Genomic DNA, 17,003 nt, shown 5'->3' on the forward strand with positions numbered 1-17,003 from the left:
GATAGGAGGCCATTATAGCTTGCGGCGCTGCTTGAGCAGGAAGCGGCCAGGGTCGAGTGCGGCGGCCAGTGTTGCTTCGATGGGAAGCGGTTCATCTTCCAGTTGACAGGCCAGGATTTCCGCCGCCAGCGGGGCCCAGATGATGCCCCGGCTGGCGTAGCCCAGCAGGGTGTACAGGCCGGGGTGGCGCGCCAGCTCGCGCAGGCGTTCGGCCCGGCCCCCGGCGCCGCCGTCCGGCAGCGCCCCCACCAGGGGCAGGCGGTCGGGGGCCATGGTGCGGAAGCCTACCCGGCCGCGCAGCGGGGCGCGCTGCGCGGCCTGCAGCGCCGCCGCGCCCAGGATTTCCCCTGCGCGTTGCAGGTTTTCGTCCTGGCTCGACTGCCAGAGCGCGCGGTCCTCACTTTTGTCGTAGGTTGCGCCGACGCAGATGGTGCCGTCCACCAGCGGGGTCATATAGGCTTCGCGGCAAACCACCAGGTTCAGGCTGGGGAACTCGCCTTCCCGCAGGTGGGTGACCTGGCCGCGCATGGTGTACAGCGGCAGTTCGCTGGCCTGGGCCAGCGCGGTGGCGCCGGCGCCATTGGCCAGGATGACGGTGGGCGCGCTGGCCAGTACTTGTCCGCCCGCGTCCAGCACGCGCCATTCGCCGCCATCGTCCGCAGCGGCGCGCTCGATCCGCAGCGCTTCAGTGTGGAAGACGCGTTGCAGCTTGTCGCCGCAGGCGTGCAGCATGGCGCGGCAGGCGGTGGCGGGAGTGGCCCAGCCGCCGCGCGGGAAGTGCCAGGCGCCGTATGGCGTTGGCGCGCCGAGCATGGCACCGGCCTGCTGCGCGTCCAGCCAGCGCACGTATTGTTCGGGGTAGCGCCAGGTGTCGACCACGTCTTGTTGCACTTGCGCGTGCTCGGCGTCGCGCGCCAGTTGCAGCACGCCGCACTGGTGGCCGCGAATCGCTGCCGGCCGGCCGGCGCCAGCGGCGGCGGGGCCGGAGTTCGCGTCGGCGTCGGGGCCGGGCGCGTGCGGGCCGATCCCGCCCAGGTGTTGCCAGGCGCGCTGGGCGTACAAGTAGGCGGCGCGCGCCAGTCGGGTCGGGATATTGTCGTCTTTCGACAGCAATGGCATGAAGATGCCGGCGACGTTGCCGGACGCTTCCTGCGCCGGTGCGCTGTGGCGTTCGATCAGGGTGACTTGCCAGCCGCGCGCAGCAAGGCGCTCGCAGGCGGCGCTGCCGGCGACGCCGGCGCCGATCACAATGGCGCGCCGTTCCGGTGCCGGTGCGCGTGGCGGCTGCGGCTTGCGGCTGGTGTAGGCGAAATGCTGCCAGCCTGCGCTGGCGTCGCCGGCGGCGCTGAAGCCGGCGGCGCGCAGGTTGCGCACTGCCGTCTCGTCGGGCTGGTGGATGCGCAGCGTGGCTGCGGGCGCGGCAAGGCGCTGCAGGGCGCGGATCTGGTCCAGCGGCGCGGGGAGGATGAATTCATCGACGCGGGCGACGATCTCCGGCAGCCAGGCTTCGACCGGGCCGGCCAGCAAGTCCAGCGTCACGCGCTCTTGCGCCAGATGCAGGCGGTGCAGGCCCGGCACATCCAGCGGCCATTGCTGCGCCAGCGCGGGGACGGCATCGGCCAGCGCCGTCAGCGCCGCCCAGGCGGGGATACGCGGCACGAGCGCCAGGTAATGCAGCGGGCCCGCGTCGCCGGGCGTCGACGCGGCGGCATGGCGGGCAAGGGTGGCGAGGAACTCCTCGCCGCTGCCGAACGCGGTGTCGAGGACGACGTGACGGGATTCAGCCACCGTGCTGGCACTCCTTGTGTCGGAAGCAGGCCAGGTCGTGGTCGTTCACCATCCCGATGCCCTGCATATACGCGTAAATAATCGTGGAGCCGACGAATTTGAACCCGCGCTTGGAAAGATCCTTGGAAATCCGATCGGAAAGCTCGGTGCGCGCCGGCCGCTCGCCCTGCGCGGCAATGCGGTTGACGATAGGCTTGCCGCCCACATATCCCCACAGCAGCGCCGACAGGCTGGAGCCCTCCTCCAGCAAGCGCAGGTAAGCGCGCGCATTGCCCACCGCCGCATTCACCTTCAAGCGGTTGCGCACGATGCCGGGATTGGCCAGCAGCTCGGCCACCTTGGCCTCATCGTAGGCAGCGATCTTGCGCGCGTCCCAGCCATCGAAGGCCGCCCGATAGTTCTCGCGCTTGTTGAGGATGGTCTCCCAGCTCAGGCCCGCCTGCGCGCCCTCCAGGTTGAGCATCTCGAACAGGCGCAGCTCGTCGCGGCACGGCACGCCCCACTCCTGGTCGTGGTAGGCGATATAGCGTGGATTGTTTGGATTGGCCCAGGAACAGCGATGTATGCTCATGGGCAGATTATAGTGCGCTCCCCCAGGCTGGTCACGATGCGCGCCTCGCCGCGCTCGACGCAGGCGGACAATTGGTGCACCAGGCGCGGGAACAGTTCCGCCGGCTGCGCGGTATCGGTGGCGTACACCGCGGTCCAGGCGTCGCGGCCCGAATGCTTGGAGATATACAGGCCAAGGTCGGCCAGCTCCACCACCTGCGACCACGACATCAAACGCGGTTGCGCCGGCAGGAAGGGGTAGCAGGCAAAGCCGATCGAGCAGGTGCGCTCCAGGTGCGTGCCGTCCGGCAGCACGAAGTCGCGCGCCGCCACCGCCTGGCGGATGCGCTCCGCCACCACATGCGCCTCGCTGCGGTCGGTGGCGCGCGCCAGCACCAGGAATTCCTCGCCGCCCCAGCGCACCAGGTAATCCGATTCGCGGAACACCTCGCGCAGGCGGTCCTTCATCTGCACCAGCACCGAGTCGCCCGCCGCGTGGCCGTGGCGGTCGTTCACGTCCTTGAAATGGTCCAGGTCCACCATGTAGAACACCAGGTCGCGGTCATTCGCCGCAGCGGACGCGGACGGGTCGTCATAGGCGCGCAGGCTGAGCGCCACATCCGACTCCACATGCTGCAGGAAGAAGCGGCGGTTGCGCAGCCCGGTCAGCTGGTCGGTCAGGCTGACGTCCTCCAGCGCCTTGTAGGCGCGCTCCAGCTCCAGGTTCTTTTCCAGCAGCTGCGCCTGCGCCGCCGCGTTGTCCAGCGCAATGGCGCCGTACGCGCACAGGGTGCGGAAGATCAGGCGTTCGCGCTCGCCGTAGGCGCGCGGCAGCATCGACTGCACCGTCATCACGCCCAGCACGCGCTCGCCGATGGTGAGCGGCGCGAACAGCAGCGTCAGGGTCGGCAAAGTGCCCGGGATCAGGTTCGGCGTGTCCGACTTGTCCTCGATCTCGATCAGGATTTCGCTGCGTTCGCGCACGCAGCGCGCCGTGTTGAAATGCGGGTCGGACAGCGCGATGCGCGTCGCCGGCAAGGGCAGCCCCACCTCCACGCCGAAGGCGCAGGTCAGCGAATCGCCGCCCGGCTCGAGCAGGAAGATCGAGAAGTGCGTGGAATCGAGCAGGCTATGCACGTGCCGGTCCAGCGCGCGGAACACGGCCGACGTATCGAGCTGCGCCGCGATTTCCTGGCCGACGGCGGACAGGTGGCTCAGCGTGGCGCTGGTCTGCGCCAGTACTTCCGCACGCTGCGCCTCGGCCGCCGCCAGCTGGCGGTGGTGCTCGCCCTCGGTCTGCGCGCGCTCGGTCTGGTGCTGCACCTGCATGGCGATGGCGCGGTTGGTGGCTTCCTGGCTGTGGGTGCGGTCGCGCGCGGCGTTGGCCTGCACCGAGATTTCGTAGGCGCGCTCGAAATTGCCCAGCGCCGCGTACTCGCGCGCCACCGTGTCGAGCAGTTCGCCCGGCACGATATAGCCCTCGATATTGGCGGTGATGGCCAGGGCTTCGCGCAGGTACTGCAGCACCGCCAGCGAATTGCCGGCATGGATATCGGCCAGCACGCGCAGGGCCGCCATCTGGCCCAGGGGGTCGTTCAGCTCGCGCGCCAGCGCCAGCGCCGACTCGGCAGCCGCCTGCGCCTCCGGCAACTTGCCCAGCCCGGCCAGCGCGTGCGCCTGGCCGCGCCGCGCGCAGCTATGGAAGTCGCTCTGCGCCAACGCATGGCCGCGCTGCTCCAGTTCGCGGAAACTCGCCAGCGCCGCCGCGTGGTCGCCCTGGTATTCCAGCGCCATGACAAAGGCGCGCGAGCCGGACAAGGGCGCCAGCACCTGCAGCGCGTCGCGCAGCAGGCCCTTGGCGGCCTGGCGCTGGCCCAGGTGGCGCATGGTCTCCGCCGCCTGCATCTGGCACAGGCCGATGCACATGGGCCAGCCGGTCGGGCGCGCCAGTTCCAGGCCGCGCTGCATCCATTCCAGCGCGGCGTCGTGCGCGTTCAGGCGGGTGAAGGCATTGCCGATATTGGTGGCGAGGATGATGGCGCGCCGCAGCTGGCCGGAGATGCGCGCCGCTTCGAACGCCGCCATCAGGTGGCTGATGGCGCGCCCGAACTCGGCGCCCTGGAAGGCGGCCGTGCCCAGGTAGTCGGCAATCCAGCCGGCGACCGCCGGGTGCTTGCCGGACAATTCGGGCGTGAAGCGCTTGCTCCAGCGCTCGTTGGCCGCCGCCGCATTGCGGAACACGCCGAACAGCGCGGCCAGGCTTTCAAAAATATCGATGCGCATGGCGTCGCCCGCGGCGCGCGCGTCGGCAATGGCCAGCGCCAGCTCATTGTCGCAACCGGCCGAATCGCCGCGATCGACGGCGATCCAGGCCAGCAAGGCGTGGGTGTCGGCGGCGCCCAGGCGGTCGTGCTGGCGTGCGAACGCCAGCATGGCCTGTTCCGCCACGGCGGCGGCGGCATCGAGCTGGCCGCCCAGCCAGTGCGCCTCGGCCTGCACCAGGTCCCAGCGCGCGGCCAGGACGCGGCGCCCGGCCGGCGGCGCCAGGAAGGCGAACGCCCTTGCCTCTTCGATAAGTTGCGCCGCGCGCGCCGGGTCGCGCTGGCGCAAATGCCAGGCCAGGCGGGACAGCAGCTGCAGGCGAACTTCTCCTTCCGCCTGGGGCAAATCGGCTTCCCACTGGGCCAGCTCATCATCGAGCGCTAACAAATCCACTACTTGATATCCTTGAAATAGGTGTTGCAGCAAAGAATCATACCGCACGACCGGACTTTTTGCTGATCAAGTAGCTTAAGTTGCGCTTAGCGCCGTTCTGGCTTGGAATCGGGCTTGGCGTCGGGCCGCGTGCCGCTATCCGGCTTGTTGCCGCCCGTGGTGCCGGACGTGCGGCTGCTCGCCTCATCGCTTGCAGTGTTCCCGCTACTGCCCTGGGTCCCGCTGCTGCCCGCCATGGTGCCGCCCTTGATGGCGGCGTGCAGCTGCTCGGCATTGCTCAGGTGCTGGTGGATGGTGGGCTGCAGGCGCCCGGCCAGCGCTTTCACTTCGCTGTCCTTGGCCGATGCCGCTGCCCGCGAAACGAGCTGGTGCGCTTCCTTGTGCGCGGCCACCCCGGCCTGTTCCATATACGCCTGGTCGAAACGCGCGCCCGACAGCTTGTCCAGGCGGCTGGCCATGGCCTTGTGTTTGGCGTCGAGCTCGCTCGGCAGGGTGACGTTGCGCGCCGCCGCCACTTGGCGCACTTCCTCCAGGCCCTTGGTATGGTCGTCCACCATTTGCTGGGCAAACTTTTTGACCCGCTCGCTCTGGGTCTTGTGCAGCGCCGCCCGGGCGTGCTCGACCTCCGCCATATTGGCGATGGCCAGCTCGGACAGCAGTTTCTGGTCCGCTTTGGCCAGCTCTTGCGCCCCGGCGCTACCGGCGCCCAGGGCGGCAGACAACAGGGCTACAGGCATGAATTTGTTCATCGCATCCTCCTTCCGTGTCAGGAAAATCATTCTAGACAGGGAAGGACGGCCGCCCGCACACGCTACCTTCGCGCAATATGATGCAAAAACGGCAGCGCCAGCGCGAGGCTGGCAACTGCCGTCAGGGGCTGCGCCGCTGCAGGCTTAGTTCGGCATGCGGCGGCTGGCTTCGTTGATGCGGTTGCGCATGACTTCCGGCGCGGCCGGGCCTGGCGCGAACATATAGTCCTCGTCGTTGATGGCCAGGCCGCTGTTGGCGTCGACCAGCACCTGGTCGGCTGGCTTGCCGGTTTCGCGGCTCACTACCAGCAGGCTGGCGCCTTCCGGCGACAGGTGCTCATTGCCCCAGGCGATGAACGCCAGCAGCACCGGCTTGAAGTCGCGCCCGGCCTTGGTCAGGATGTATTCATAACGCGGCGGACGGGTGCTGTACTGGCGGCGTTCCATCAGGCCGCCCTCGACCAGGCCTGCCAGGCGACGGGTCAGCATGTTCGGCGCGATCTTCAGGCTCTTCTCGAATTCGTCAAAGCGGGTCAGGCCATAAAATGCGTCACGCAGAATCAGGATGCTCCACCACTCGCCAACCTTGCCGAGGCTACGCGCGATCGGACAGGGCATTTGGCCAAAGTCGGTATGTTTCATGTTGCCTCCTAGACAGACGGTTTAATTTAACCAGTTGAATGTTTCAGGCTCCATTGAACCTCGAAAACACCCCGAAAAGACTCTCCAAAAATCACTCTTGCAAGCGACTTGCCCATCTTCTTCCCATGTGGCGCGCGCACGCCACACCCGGCTTTTGCCGCAAGCGACATTCCTTTTGCTAGATGTGAAAACCACAACTTTTAGGGAAACGTGGGCATAATACGCAACAAGGCCCGACCCAAAGCGACCATGTACCTGACCAGCGACGCCCAAGTGCGCAATATCCTCATCGTGGACGATTCCGCGTTTGAGCAGCGTATGCTTGTGGATTTATTGAGCGAAATGCCTTACCGGGTATCGGTGGCATTCAATGGCGAGCAGGGCTACCAGTTGGCCTTGTCCGGCCAGCCCGACCTGATCCTGCTGGATGTGCGCATGCCGAATATGGACGGCTACACCTGCTGCCGTTTGCTGAAAGCGAATCCGGCCACGCGCGACATCCCGATTATTTTCCTGAGCGGCACCGAGGCGGTGGAAGACCGCATCATGGGCCTGCAGATCGGCGCCGTTGATTTTGTCAGCAAGCCCTTCACGCCGGGCGAACTGGCGGCGCGCATCCACGTGCACCTGAACCTGATGCGGCGGCCGCCGCTGGAAGGGCCGTCCGCTGCCGAGGACGACACCGAATCGGTCATCGTCAACGCGGCCAAGCGCCTGATCTACGACAACCTGGCCGCCCTGCCCGGCCTGGCGGAAATCGCCGCCAGCGTGGGCACCTACCGTGAAAAGCTCAACCAGCTGTTCCGCACCCACACCGGCCTGACGGTATTTGCCTTTATCCGCGAAGCGCGTATCCAGCGCGGCATGCAGATGCTGCGCGAAACCGATATGGACGTGCAGGATATCGCGCTGCTGCTGGGCTTTGCCAATGCCGGCAATTTTGCCACCGCCTTCCGCGAACGATTGGGCGTGACACCCAGCAGCTACCGTTCCTCAATCGTTAAAACTTGTGATTGAGTTTGATTGAAGCGAAGCGGCCGCGCGGGTCGGCTTGCGTGTAGTCGAAGAAGGCGAACGAGCTGTCCCACGACGGTTTGCGATCGAACAGGTTGGTCACGATCAGGTTCACGCTGGTGGCGGCGCTGATCTTGTAGCCCACATTCAGATCCACGGTGGCCACCGGTTTCACGTGCTCACCGGCGCGGGTGGTCTGGTCGTAGCCGTCAACAAAATTCCATGCCGCGTTGCTGGTCCACTGGCCCAGTTCCCAGGTGGCGCTGGTGGTGCCGCGCCATTTCGGGATCGAGCCGAAGTAGTTGGTGCCGGCGCCGTTGGTCAGCGCGGCGCCGGTCGACAACGGCTGCGAGAACTTGAAGACGCGGCTCAGCTGCGCGTTCAGGGTCACGTTGCCGTAGCTGGTTTTCGGCAGCTTGTGGCGCAGGTCAAGGTCGATGCCGGTGGTCAGGCGCTCGCCCTGGTTGGCGTACTGGCGGTACAAGGTCAGGATGCGGCCTTGCGCGTCGCGCACAACCTTCTCCGGCTGGTTTTTCTCATTGGCCAGGATGGTATCGGCGCTTTCGGTGCCGATCACGCCCTTGGTGCGGATACGGTAAAAGTCTACGCCCACGCTGGTGTTGGACGATGGCGCCAGCACCACGCCGAAGTTGAAGTTATTCGAGCGCTCCGGCGACAGCTCGGTATTGGCCACGGTCAGGTTGGTGATGCCGCGCGGCTGGGTCGGCGTGATCGGATCCAGCTTGTCGATCACGGAGCCGTAGCTGACCGAAGTCGAGTTGGTGATTTCCGGCAGCGACGGGGCACGGAAGCCGCGCGAAACGGTGCCGCGCACCAGCAGCCACGGGGCAGCCTGGTAGCGCACGCTGGCTTTCGGCGAGAAGGCGGAACCGAAGTCGTTGTAATGGTCGGCGCGGCCGGCCAGATTGACGGTCAGGTCTTTCAGCACCGGCACATTGAATTCGGCGAAGGCGGCGCTCACGTCGCGCTTACCCTTGATGATATTGATGGCCGGGCGCAGCTCGGTGCCGGACAGCACGGCGGTCGACGTGTTGGAGTCCATCTCCTCCTGGCGCCATTGGCCGCCGAAGGCGAAGCCCAGCGCGCCGGCCGGCAGTTGCAGCAGTTCCTTCGAAGCGTTGAAGTCAACCACGCTCAGCGAGGCTTCCGCCGGACGCAGGGTGGACAGGCGCAGGCGGTTGCGCACTGCTTCGCTGTTTTTCGACTGGTCGGCAAAGTTATAGCTGCCTTCGGCCAGCACTTTCTCGAACTCGTAGCGGTTGACGAAGTTCTGCACGGTTTCTTTCAGCTTGCTGCCGGAGCGGGCGACGGAAGCGTCGTAGTCCCAGCCATTCCAGCTGCCCTTGATACCGGTCAGCACGCGGTAGAAGTCCACCTTGTCCTGCTTCATGCGCGCGCCCAGGTCGAACAGGGTGGCGGTGAAAGCTTGCGGCGCGTTGGTGCTGTTGTTCGGGTGGCCCACCGGCAGCAGCACATTGATGTTGTCCAGCGCCTGTTTGGAGTTGTTCCATGCGCGCAGGCCGCTGCCCACGGTCAGCGGCGCGCCGAAGGTTTGCTCGGCCCACGAGTAGCCGTACAGGCCTTCCGCGTAGGCTTCGGTATTTTCGTTCAGCTTCAGGGTGCCGCGCAGCGACGCATGCGCGCGCTCCACGCCCGGGATCAGGGTGCGGTAATCGGCCGCGTTATAGGCCAGCACGCTGCCGCTCTTGCCCGGGGTGATGTCGCCGTAGTTCTGGATCTGCAGCGGGCCTTGCACGCCGCCCAGCAGCTTGGTCGGGTCGGAGGTGCCGTAGTAGTTGGTCGGCACCCAGCCCAGCGTGCCGTTCGGATTGCCGCGGAAGTCGCTGCTGCGCAGCCAGGACACATCGCTTTGCTGCAGTTTGTCGCGCTTCTGGCCGTCCAGGGAGAAGACCACGCTCCAGCCTTTGTCATCCAGGCTGCCAAAGCCGGTCTGCAGCGCGAAGCTGCGCTCCAGCTGGCCGGTGCCTTCGGTGGAGGAGCCCACTTGCGCGCTCACTTCGGTGCCGGTGAACTCTTTATACAGGATGATGTTGACCACGCCGGCCACCGCGTCCGAACCGTACACGGACGAGGCGCCGTCCTTCAGCACTTCAATACGCTGCACGGCGGCCATTGGCAGCGAGTTCAGGTCGACGAACACTTCCTGCAGGTTCTGCGCGGTGGCATAGGACGAGACGCGCTTGCCGTTCACCAGGATCAGGGTATTGCGCTGTGCCAGGCCGCGCAGCGACAGGCCCGAGGTGCCGGCCGAGAAGGAGCCGGTGTACTGCTCGTTGTAGCTGTTGCCGCTGTTGGCGGAAATGGTGCGCAGAATATCGGAGATGGTCACCTTGCCGGTGGCGGCCAGTTCCTTGGCCGTCAGCACTTGCACGGCGCTGGCGCCTTCCTTCTGGGTGGTGCGGATGTTCGAACCGGTAACAACAACGCGGGTCAGTTCTTCCTGGGCGACAGCGACTTGCGGGAATGCGGCGGCAATGGCCAGGGTAATGCTCAACGGCTTGATCATGGTCTTCCTTCTTGGGGTGTACGACGCCCTGGCTGCGCGTGGCGGCCGAGGCTTGCGGTATTACGGGGATGGGCTACTTAACAGCGGCACATGTTCTGCGCCATGCAGAGCATGTAGATGGTGTGGCGGCGGTGGACAACTGGCGTTTTCATGAGGCAACTATAACGCCGGCCTTTCATTTCTGAAACTAATTAAAACTCAGACCTATATGCATTTTGAATATATAGACAGGCCTGTCTACATTTCGCCACAGGAGAATCATCAAAGTATACATCTCTGTCTAGACAGGCTATTCTACATAAAACGTTATAAGGAAATAAACATGGCTAGCATTCCGAAACCCACTCCAGCCGAGCTGGAACTGCTGCAAGCGATCTGGCCGATCGGCTCCGCCACCGCCAAACAGGTGCATGAAGCGATGCTGGCCGAAAAGCCCGACCTGGCCTACGGCGCCGTCTTGCGCCTGATGCAGATCATGCACGGCAAAGGCCTGCTGATCCGCGACGAGAGCCAGCGCTCCCACGTCTACGCCCCCGCCGTGGCGCGCGAAGCAATGCAGGGCAATATGCTGCAGGACCTGCTGCAGCGCGCTTTCGCCGGTTCCGCCAAGGCCCTGGTGCTGGCGGCGCTGAAAAGCGGCATCTCCAAAAAAGAGCGTGCCGAAATCGAAGAACTGCTGAAACAGGAGGACAAGCCGCATGACTGACATCATCCAGGCCGCCGGCTGGGCCCTGATCCACTTCCTGTGGCAAGGCGCGCTGCTCGGCCTTGGCGCCGCCATCCTGCTGCGCCTGATGCGCGGCTCCCGCCCCGGCGCCCGCTACACCGTCGCTTGCGCCGCGCTGCTGGCCTGCCTGCTATGGCCAGCGTATGAATTTGCGGCGGCGCTGCAGTCCGGCTCAGGTAAGCTGCAAATCCTGGCGCAGTCGGCCGTCGACGGCATCTACCCGCATAGCGAACTGCTGGCCGGCATCGACAACCGCCTGCCCCTGCTGGTGGCCACCTGGCTGGCCTGCGTTGGCGCCCTGACGCTACGCAGCGCCTTCGGCCTGGCCTGGATCGCCCGCGCCCGCCGTACCGGCGGCCGCAACACGCACTGGCAACAGCGCCTGTCGCAGCTGGCGGCGCGCCTCGGCATCCGGCGCGAAGTCAGCCTGCGCATCGTGGAAACGCTGGCCAGCCCAATTACCGCCGGCTGGTGGCGCCCGGTGGTGCTGATGCCGGCCGCGCTGGTGGCGCGCATGCCGCCGGAACTGCTGGAAGCCCTGCTGGCGCACGAACTGGCCCATGTGCGACGCCACGACTTCCTGGTCAACCTGCTGCAGAACGTGGTCGAGATCCTGCTGTTCTACCACCCTGCCGTGTGGTGGCTGTCGCGCCGCATCCGCCACGAGCGCGAGCTGGTGGCCGACAGCATCGCCGCCGGCCTGACCGGCGAACCGCGCCGCCTGGCACTGGCCCTGTCCGAGCTGGAAAAGATGCAATTCGCCAGCCAGCGCCTGGCCCTCGCAGCCGATGGCGGCGACCTGGCGCAGCGCATCCGCCAACTGGTGCTGCCGGCGCAGCAGCGCGGCAACTGGAAAGCCGTTTTCGCCACGCTCGGCCTGGCAGCGGCCTGCCTGTCCGGCTACGCCAACGCACGCGGCGAAGCCAGCCTGCCGGCCGCCCGCACACCCGCCGTGGTGAACTTTAGTACCTGCAGCAAGCCGCACTGGCCTAAACGGGATCTGAAGGCTGGCCACACCGGCACCGTCACGCTGGCGTTCAACGTCAGCACCAGCGGCGCCGTGATCGGCTCGCGCGTAGTCCATTCCAGCGGCCACCCCGGCCTGGACCAGGCCGCACGCGCCGGCATCGAGAAATGCCATTTCATCCCGGCCAAGCTGCGCGGCAAACCCATCGCCACCTGGCAACAGATGCAGTACGTCTGGACCCTTGAATAAACAGGAGATCACACATGAAGCAATTTGCCCATCACTCGCTAGCGACGCTGGCAACGCTGGCCAGCGCCATGCTGCTGGCCTTGCCCAGCCAAGCTTCCGCAGCCGCTGAACGCGACGCCGACAAGCCGCGCCCCGTCGTCGACTTTTCATCGTGCGCCAAGCCAGCCTGGCCGAAAGCCGACCTGGCGGCGCGCCACTCCGGCACGGTCACCCTCAGCTACAGCATCGACAGCCTGGGTAAAGCGGACGCAGGGACCATCGTCAAATCCTCCGGCCACGCCGGCCTGGACGAAGCGGCACGCAGCGGCATCGCCAAATGCCGCTTCAAGAATGGCCCCGGCGCCGTGCAACTACAATACGTCTGGGTCACGGAGTGAGCGCATGAAATTGAACCGCATCATCCCCGCGCTGGCACTGTGCGCCGCCAGCGCCACCTGCAGCGCGCAGGCCGCAGCGCCCGGACTGCCCGCGCACCCCTTCGTCAGCACCAGCGGCAAAGCGCAGCTGTGGATGCGTCCCGATATTGGCGAACTAAAATTCGAAGCCGGCGCCCAAAACGCCAGCGTAGAAACCGCCGCCGCCGCATTGCAGGAAACGAGCGCCAGCATCATGCAACTGATGGCCGAACATGGCGTGCAGCCGGAGGACATCGAAGCGCACGAACTGGATAAGAAGTCCGTGCCGGTCAGCGGCCGCGAGCAGCCCGACTACTCGATGGGCCGCCTGTTCAACGTGCGCATACGCGACCTGGCGCAGTGGCCCGAGTTAATGGCCAAGCTGGTCGCCATGGACCACATCACCAACATCAACTCTCACTTCGACCGCACTGACGGCGACGACTTGAATACCCAGCTGATGGCGGCCGCCGCCGACGACGCACGCGGCAAAGCCACCTCCCTCGCCAAGGCCTTCGGCCGCAAGCTCGGCCCGGTGGTAGCCATCGCACGCGGCCCGCTGGACAAGATCGGCGCGCCTTTCATCCAGCAGCAGCCCGGCAAGGAAACGCGCGGCATCGCGGGTCCGGCCGCCGGCAGCGGCAAATACGCCATTCCCGACTCCATCCCCTATTCACAGACTGTGAGTGCCATCTTCGTCCTGAAGTAACGCCACCGCCGAGTGGCGCCATCCGCGCACCACTTCTAAACACCCGCCGCGCGCTGGCGCCGCCAATGGCGCCACGCCACCAGCGCGTTGATCCAGTACGCCACATACAGCGCCGCCGTCAGGTACAGGCCGCGGCTGGCGTACAGCGGCACCGAGATGGTGTTCACCAGCAGCCATACCGGCCAGTTCTCGATGCGGCGCGCCATCAGCAGCACCTGCGCGATCACGGAAAACATCAGCACCGCCGAATCGACAAAGGGCGAATAAGCATTGGTGTAATGGTGCAGCATCAGCCCATACGCCGCCGATGCCGCAATGCCGACCAGCGCCATCCACGCCAGCGTGCCCAGGCCGGTGGTGCGGATATGCAGCGCCTTGCCATGGTCGCCGCGCAGCCATTGGCGCCAGCCGATCACGCAGGTCACAATGAAGAACAGCTGCAGCGACACATCCGCGTACAACTGCGTGCTGAAGAACAGCACCGCCATCAGCGCACAGCCGATGATGCCCAGCCACCAGGAATGGATGCTGTTGCGGCCAGCGAGGAAGATGGACAGCGCCATCACCGCATTGCCGGCAATTTCAAGCGGGCTAATCTCCATGGGTGCCCAGTACGACCAGCATGCCACGCATGTCCTCGCCGCTTTCCTGGCGCAAGGTGCTGGGCGTGGTTTCAAGGATGGTAAAGCCGTGGCTGCGCGCCAGCGCCTCGATGCCGGCGCGCGCGTGCGCATAACGGCCGGAAGGGCGCAGCATGAACGTCTCCGTGCCGCCATGCTCCTCCACCGAAAAGGCGAACCTGCCGCCGCCGCGCAGCGCCAGCCGCGCCACGGAAAACACCGGCTTCAGGTCGCCCACATAGACAAACACGTCGGCCGCCACGATCAGGTCGGCGCTGGACGGGCGCACCCGCAGGTAGCCCACCATATCGCCGCAATACAGCCCGTCATACAAGCCGGTGTCGCGCGCACGCTCCAGCATGTGCGGCGACAGGTCGACGCCTTCCAGCAGGCAGGCCAAAGGGCGCAGCAGCGGGCCGCACAAGCCGGTGCCGCAGCCGATATCCAGCACGTCCAGCTCGCCCGGCGGCAGGTGGCGCCGCAGCGCCTCCACCAGAAGGGTCGGCGTGCGGTAGCGCAGCACGTCCACCAGGTGATGGTCGAAGTTGCCTGCGTACTGGTCGAACAGGGCTTTGACATAGGCCGCGGGCGACGCGCCCGGGGCCTGCTCGGCGCCCATGATGGCCAGCATATAGCCGACCGTATCGGCGTCGGCGCCGAAGGCCAGCGCCGACTGGTAGGCTTGCACCGCCTGCTCGCGCCGCCCCATGGCGCGCAAAGTGTTGGCCAGCCCCAGCTGCGCACGCGCATAGCGCGGCCGCACCGCCAGCGCATCCTGGAAGCTGGCCAGCGCCTCCTCATGCTCCTGCGCGCGCAACAGCAAAGCGCCGCGCGCGCACCATGCTTCCGCGTATTCCGGTTGCAGTTGCAGGGCGCGCTCGAAGCCCTCCAGCGCATCGGCCGGTTTGCCCAGCGCCAGCAGCGACACGGCGGCGCCGTGCAAAGCTTCCGGATAGGCGCGCTTGGCCGCCAGCGCCGCGCCGAAGCTCTCCAGCGCCGCTTCATGCCGTGCGCTTGCCTGCAGCGCCAGCGCGCGGTTGCACAGCGCCTCCGCATAATCCGGCGACAGGCGCAGCGCCGCGTCGTAGCTTTGCAGCGCGCGGTCGATATGGCCCAGGTGGCGCAAGGCGTTGCCGCGATTGCTCAGGGCCACCGCATACTCCGGCTGCAAGGCCAGCGCCCGTTCGAAGCTGGCCAGCGCCTCGTCGTAGCGCGCCATATCCTGCAGCACCACGCCGCGATTGCAGTGCGCGCTGGCGCGCCCGGCATCGAGCGCCAGCGCGCCCTCGATCATGGCCAGCGCCCGCTCCGGTTCGCCGCGCTGGCGCGCCAGCACGCCGCTCAGGTGCAGCGCATCAAAATTCAGCGGCTCGGCGCGCAGCACGTCGTCGTACAGCGCCTGCGCGCGCCCGAGTTCGCCCTGCTGGTGCAGGCTGACGGCTTGTTGCAATAGTGCATGAATGTTATCCATGGCCGGTATTACACCAAGCCGTCACGGAACCGTCAAACGGCTGTCATATTCGGCGCCCAGAATGCATGCATCTGACGCGTCGCAGCGTCACTACCGGGGCCGGCGGTCGGGAAATATACCGGCACCACACTTACTTGTTTTACACTGGGCGGGTAGAGACTTTTCGGATGCACCCCCGTCATGAGGCTGCTGCTCGCCGCCCTGCTGTTCCAGTTCGCCTGCCTCGCGGGAGCTTGCCATTTGCGCATCGCACCGGAAGAATGGCCGCCCTATTTCTACAATAACCAGTCCGGCGTGGGCGGGGTCGACTATGAGCTGCTGCGCGCGATTGTCGACCAGGCTGGCTGCACCCTGCAGGTTGAGAAAGAGCTGCCGCCAGCGCGGCGCAATGCGTTGTTTCAGCAAGGCAAGCTTGACGTGCAAACAGCGGCCTCCCCCACCGACGAGCGGCGCGGCTTCGCCCGCTTCAGCCTGCCCTACCGGCAAGAAACCGTGGGCCTGTTCACCGTACCGGAAAAGCTCGACAAATTGCGCACCGTGGGCAGCTTCAATGATATTGCCGCGCGCCACGCCAGCCTGCTGGCGCCGCGCCTGGGCTATTACGGCGAAGAGTATGAACGCGCCGTGCCCATGCTGAATGCCGCGGGGCGGCGCAGCACCTTCGGCACCTTCGAGCAAGGCATCAAGATGCTGGAGGCCGGGCGCGCTGATGTGATCATGGGCGATGCCCTGGCCCTGCGCCACACCGCGCGCCTGCACAAGGTGAAGATCGTGGCGCTGGCCTATGTGCCGTATCGCGCGCCGGTGCACCTGATGCTGAATGCGGCCAGCACCACGCAGGCGCAGCTGGCGCGCATCAACCAGGCCATCACCCTGCTGGAACAGAATGGCGCCCTGCCCGCGATCCGTGCCCGCCACGGCATCAATTAATCCAGGAATCCGCGCACCGTCTCATACAATGTCCCGCGCGCGTGCTCCAGGTGCATGACGTGGGTGCCGCGCGGGATCACCGCATACCGCGCGTCCGGAATATGCCTTTGCAGGCGGCGGAAATCCGCGTCGTCGGGCCAGGCATCCCATTCGCCGCGCACCAGCAGCACCGGCATCGCCAGCCGCGCCGGATCGTAGTAGCTGCCGCCTTGCTGCAGCTCGGCCACGTCTGCGCCCGGACCCGCCGGAAAGCGCACCTGGCCCGCGCTGCGCCCGTCCGATGCCAGCCATTCCCCGCCCCAGCGCGCGAACACGTCCGCATGCAGTTGCGCGGCTTCGTGCGCTGGACGCAGGCCGTCCATGGCGGCGATGCGCTGGGCCGGCGCCATCGCCTCATACGCCGCGCCGCCAGCCGCGCCGTGCGGAGCGCCCTCCGGTCCTGCCGCGCGCGGCGTCAGCGCCGCAAACAGCACCAGTTTCGCCACCTTGCCCGCGTGCTCCTGCGCATAGCGCGCCGCCACGCTCCCACCCCACGAATGCCCGACCAGCAGCACCTGGCGCCGGCTGGTCCTGCGCAGGATCGCATCGACAGCGCTGGCCACGTCGCGCGCCGCCGCGCGCGCCTGTCCCGGCGGCTCGGCCGGCGGCGCATCGGGGTAGCGGTCCGACAAGCCATAGCCCAGGAAATCCAGCGCGTACACGTCATAGCCGCGCGCCGCCATCCAATCCATCCAGGATTGGCCATCCATGCGGAAGTCGAAAGAAAGCCCGGAAGGGAAGGAAGAGCCGTGCACGAACAGCACAGGCAAGGCGCCATTGGCGCGTTCCGGCGCCTTATGCCGAACACGCGCCACCAGTGCGGACTGGTGGCTGGGAATTTCGAAGACTTCAAAGGCAGGCATGGGCGGCTCCATCAAAGCCCCCATGCTA

General features: G+C 66.4%; 15 protein-coding genes. 6 read left to right on the top strand and 9 right to left on the bottom strand.

Annotation, left to right across the window (positions count from 1 at the left end):
* Positions 1 to 12 precede the first annotated feature (12 nt).
* From mnmC1 to GTP41_RS11480, 5 genes are all read right to left on the bottom strand, one after another.
* Positions 13 to 1,788, bottom strand: coding sequence for an FAD-dependent 5-carboxymethylaminomethyl-2-thiouridine(34) oxidoreductase MnmC1 (gene mnmC1, locus GTP41_RS11460; protein WP_161025716.1), 1,776 nt, complete (start codon positions 1,786 to 1,788; stop codon positions 13 to 15).
* Positions 1,781 to 2,359, bottom strand: a complete 579-nt coding sequence (locus GTP41_RS11465; RefSeq protein WP_161025717.1) for a DNA-3-methyladenine glycosylase I — start codon at positions 2,357 to 2,359, stop codon at positions 1,781 to 1,783. The genes mnmC1 and GTP41_RS11465 overlap by 8 nt, the downstream gene beginning before the upstream one ends.
* Entirely contained in the window at positions 2,356 to 5,052 is a 2,697-nt protein-coding gene (locus tag GTP41_RS11470; RefSeq protein WP_371867343.1) for a diguanylate cyclase, read from the bottom strand. The genes GTP41_RS11465 and GTP41_RS11470 overlap by 4 nt, the downstream gene beginning before the upstream one ends.
* Positions 5,053 to 5,138: 86 nt before the next feature.
* The gene (locus GTP41_RS11475; protein ID WP_161025718.1) at positions 5,139 to 5,801 is read right to left on the bottom strand and encodes a DUF4142 domain-containing protein; all 663 of its coding nucleotides are present in this window, start codon (positions 5,799 to 5,801) and stop codon (positions 5,139 to 5,141) included.
* A gap of 144 nt (positions 5,802 to 5,945) precedes the next feature.
* A complete protein-coding gene (locus GTP41_RS11480; protein WP_161025719.1) occupies positions 5,946 to 6,443 on the bottom strand; it encodes a winged helix-turn-helix transcriptional regulator in 498 nt (165 codons plus the stop codon).
* Between the two features lie 249 nt (positions 6,444 to 6,692).
* Here GTP41_RS11480 and GTP41_RS11485 point away from each other — a divergent pair, with 249 nt between their 5' ends.
* Positions 6,693 to 7,460, top strand: a complete 768-nt coding sequence (locus tag GTP41_RS11485; protein WP_161025720.1) for a response regulator transcription factor — start codon at positions 6,693 to 6,695, stop codon at positions 7,458 to 7,460.
* On the opposite strand, the gene GTP41_RS11490 is transcribed toward GTP41_RS11485, so the two are convergent.
* On the bottom strand, positions 7,444 to 10,005 hold the full coding sequence (locus GTP41_RS11490) for a TonB-dependent receptor plug domain-containing protein (protein ID WP_161025721.1): 2,562 nt from the start codon (positions 10,003 to 10,005) through the stop codon (positions 7,444 to 7,446). The genes GTP41_RS11485 and GTP41_RS11490 overlap by 17 nt on opposite strands.
* 322 nt (positions 10,006 to 10,327) lie before the next feature.
* On the opposite strand from GTP41_RS11490, the gene GTP41_RS11495 reads away from it, so the two are divergent.
* The 4 genes from GTP41_RS11495 to GTP41_RS11510 are packed head-to-tail and all read left to right on the top strand — an operon-like array spanning position 10,328 to position 13,052.
* Positions 10,328 to 10,711, top strand: coding sequence for a BlaI/MecI/CopY family transcriptional regulator (locus GTP41_RS11495; protein WP_161025722.1), 384 nt, complete (start codon positions 10,328 to 10,330; stop codon positions 10,709 to 10,711).
* Complete coding sequence (locus GTP41_RS11500) at positions 10,704 to 11,948, top strand: M56 family metallopeptidase (protein ID WP_161025723.1); 1,245 nt, start codon at positions 10,704 to 10,706, stop codon at positions 11,946 to 11,948. The genes GTP41_RS11495 and GTP41_RS11500 overlap by 8 nt, the downstream gene beginning before the upstream one ends.
* Positions 11,949 to 11,962: 14 nt before the next feature.
* Entirely contained in the window at positions 11,963 to 12,325 is a 363-nt protein-coding gene (locus GTP41_RS11505) for an energy transducer TonB (RefSeq protein WP_161025724.1), read from the top strand.
* 4 nt (positions 12,326 to 12,329) lie between these two features.
* On the top strand, positions 12,330 to 13,052 hold the full coding sequence (locus tag GTP41_RS11510; RefSeq protein WP_161025725.1) for an SIMPL domain-containing protein: 723 nt from the start codon (positions 12,330 to 12,332) through the stop codon (positions 13,050 to 13,052).
* A gap of 35 nt (positions 13,053 to 13,087) precedes the next feature.
* Here the strand turns inward: GTP41_RS11510 and pnuC are convergent, their stop codons facing one another.
* Together pnuC and GTP41_RS11520 are read right to left on the bottom strand one after the other, a co-directional pair.
* On the bottom strand, positions 13,088 to 13,654 hold the full coding sequence (gene pnuC / locus GTP41_RS11515; protein ID WP_161025726.1) for a nicotinamide riboside transporter PnuC: 567 nt from the start codon (positions 13,652 to 13,654) through the stop codon (positions 13,088 to 13,090).
* Positions 13,644 to 15,143, bottom strand: coding sequence for a tetratricopeptide repeat protein (locus tag GTP41_RS11520; protein WP_161025727.1), 1,500 nt, complete (start codon positions 15,141 to 15,143; stop codon positions 13,644 to 13,646). The genes pnuC and GTP41_RS11520 overlap by 11 nt, the downstream gene beginning before the upstream one ends.
* Positions 15,144 to 15,323: 180 nt before the next feature.
* Here GTP41_RS11520 and GTP41_RS11525 point away from each other — a divergent pair, with 180 nt between their 5' ends.
* Positions 15,324 to 16,073, top strand: a complete 750-nt coding sequence (locus GTP41_RS11525) for a substrate-binding periplasmic protein (protein ID WP_161025728.1) — start codon at positions 15,324 to 15,326, stop codon at positions 16,071 to 16,073.
* On the opposite strand, the gene GTP41_RS11530 is transcribed toward GTP41_RS11525, so the two are convergent.
* Complete coding sequence (locus GTP41_RS11530) at positions 16,070 to 16,975, bottom strand: alpha/beta fold hydrolase (protein ID WP_161025729.1); 906 nt, start codon at positions 16,973 to 16,975, stop codon at positions 16,070 to 16,072. The genes GTP41_RS11525 and GTP41_RS11530 overlap by 4 nt on opposite strands.
* Positions 16,976 to 17,003: the final 28 nt, after the last annotated feature.

This window comes from Pseudoduganella guangdongensis, assembly GCF_009857475.1.
Lineage (GTDB): Bacteria > Pseudomonadota > Gammaproteobacteria > Burkholderiales > Burkholderiaceae_D > Rugamonas > Rugamonas guangdongensis.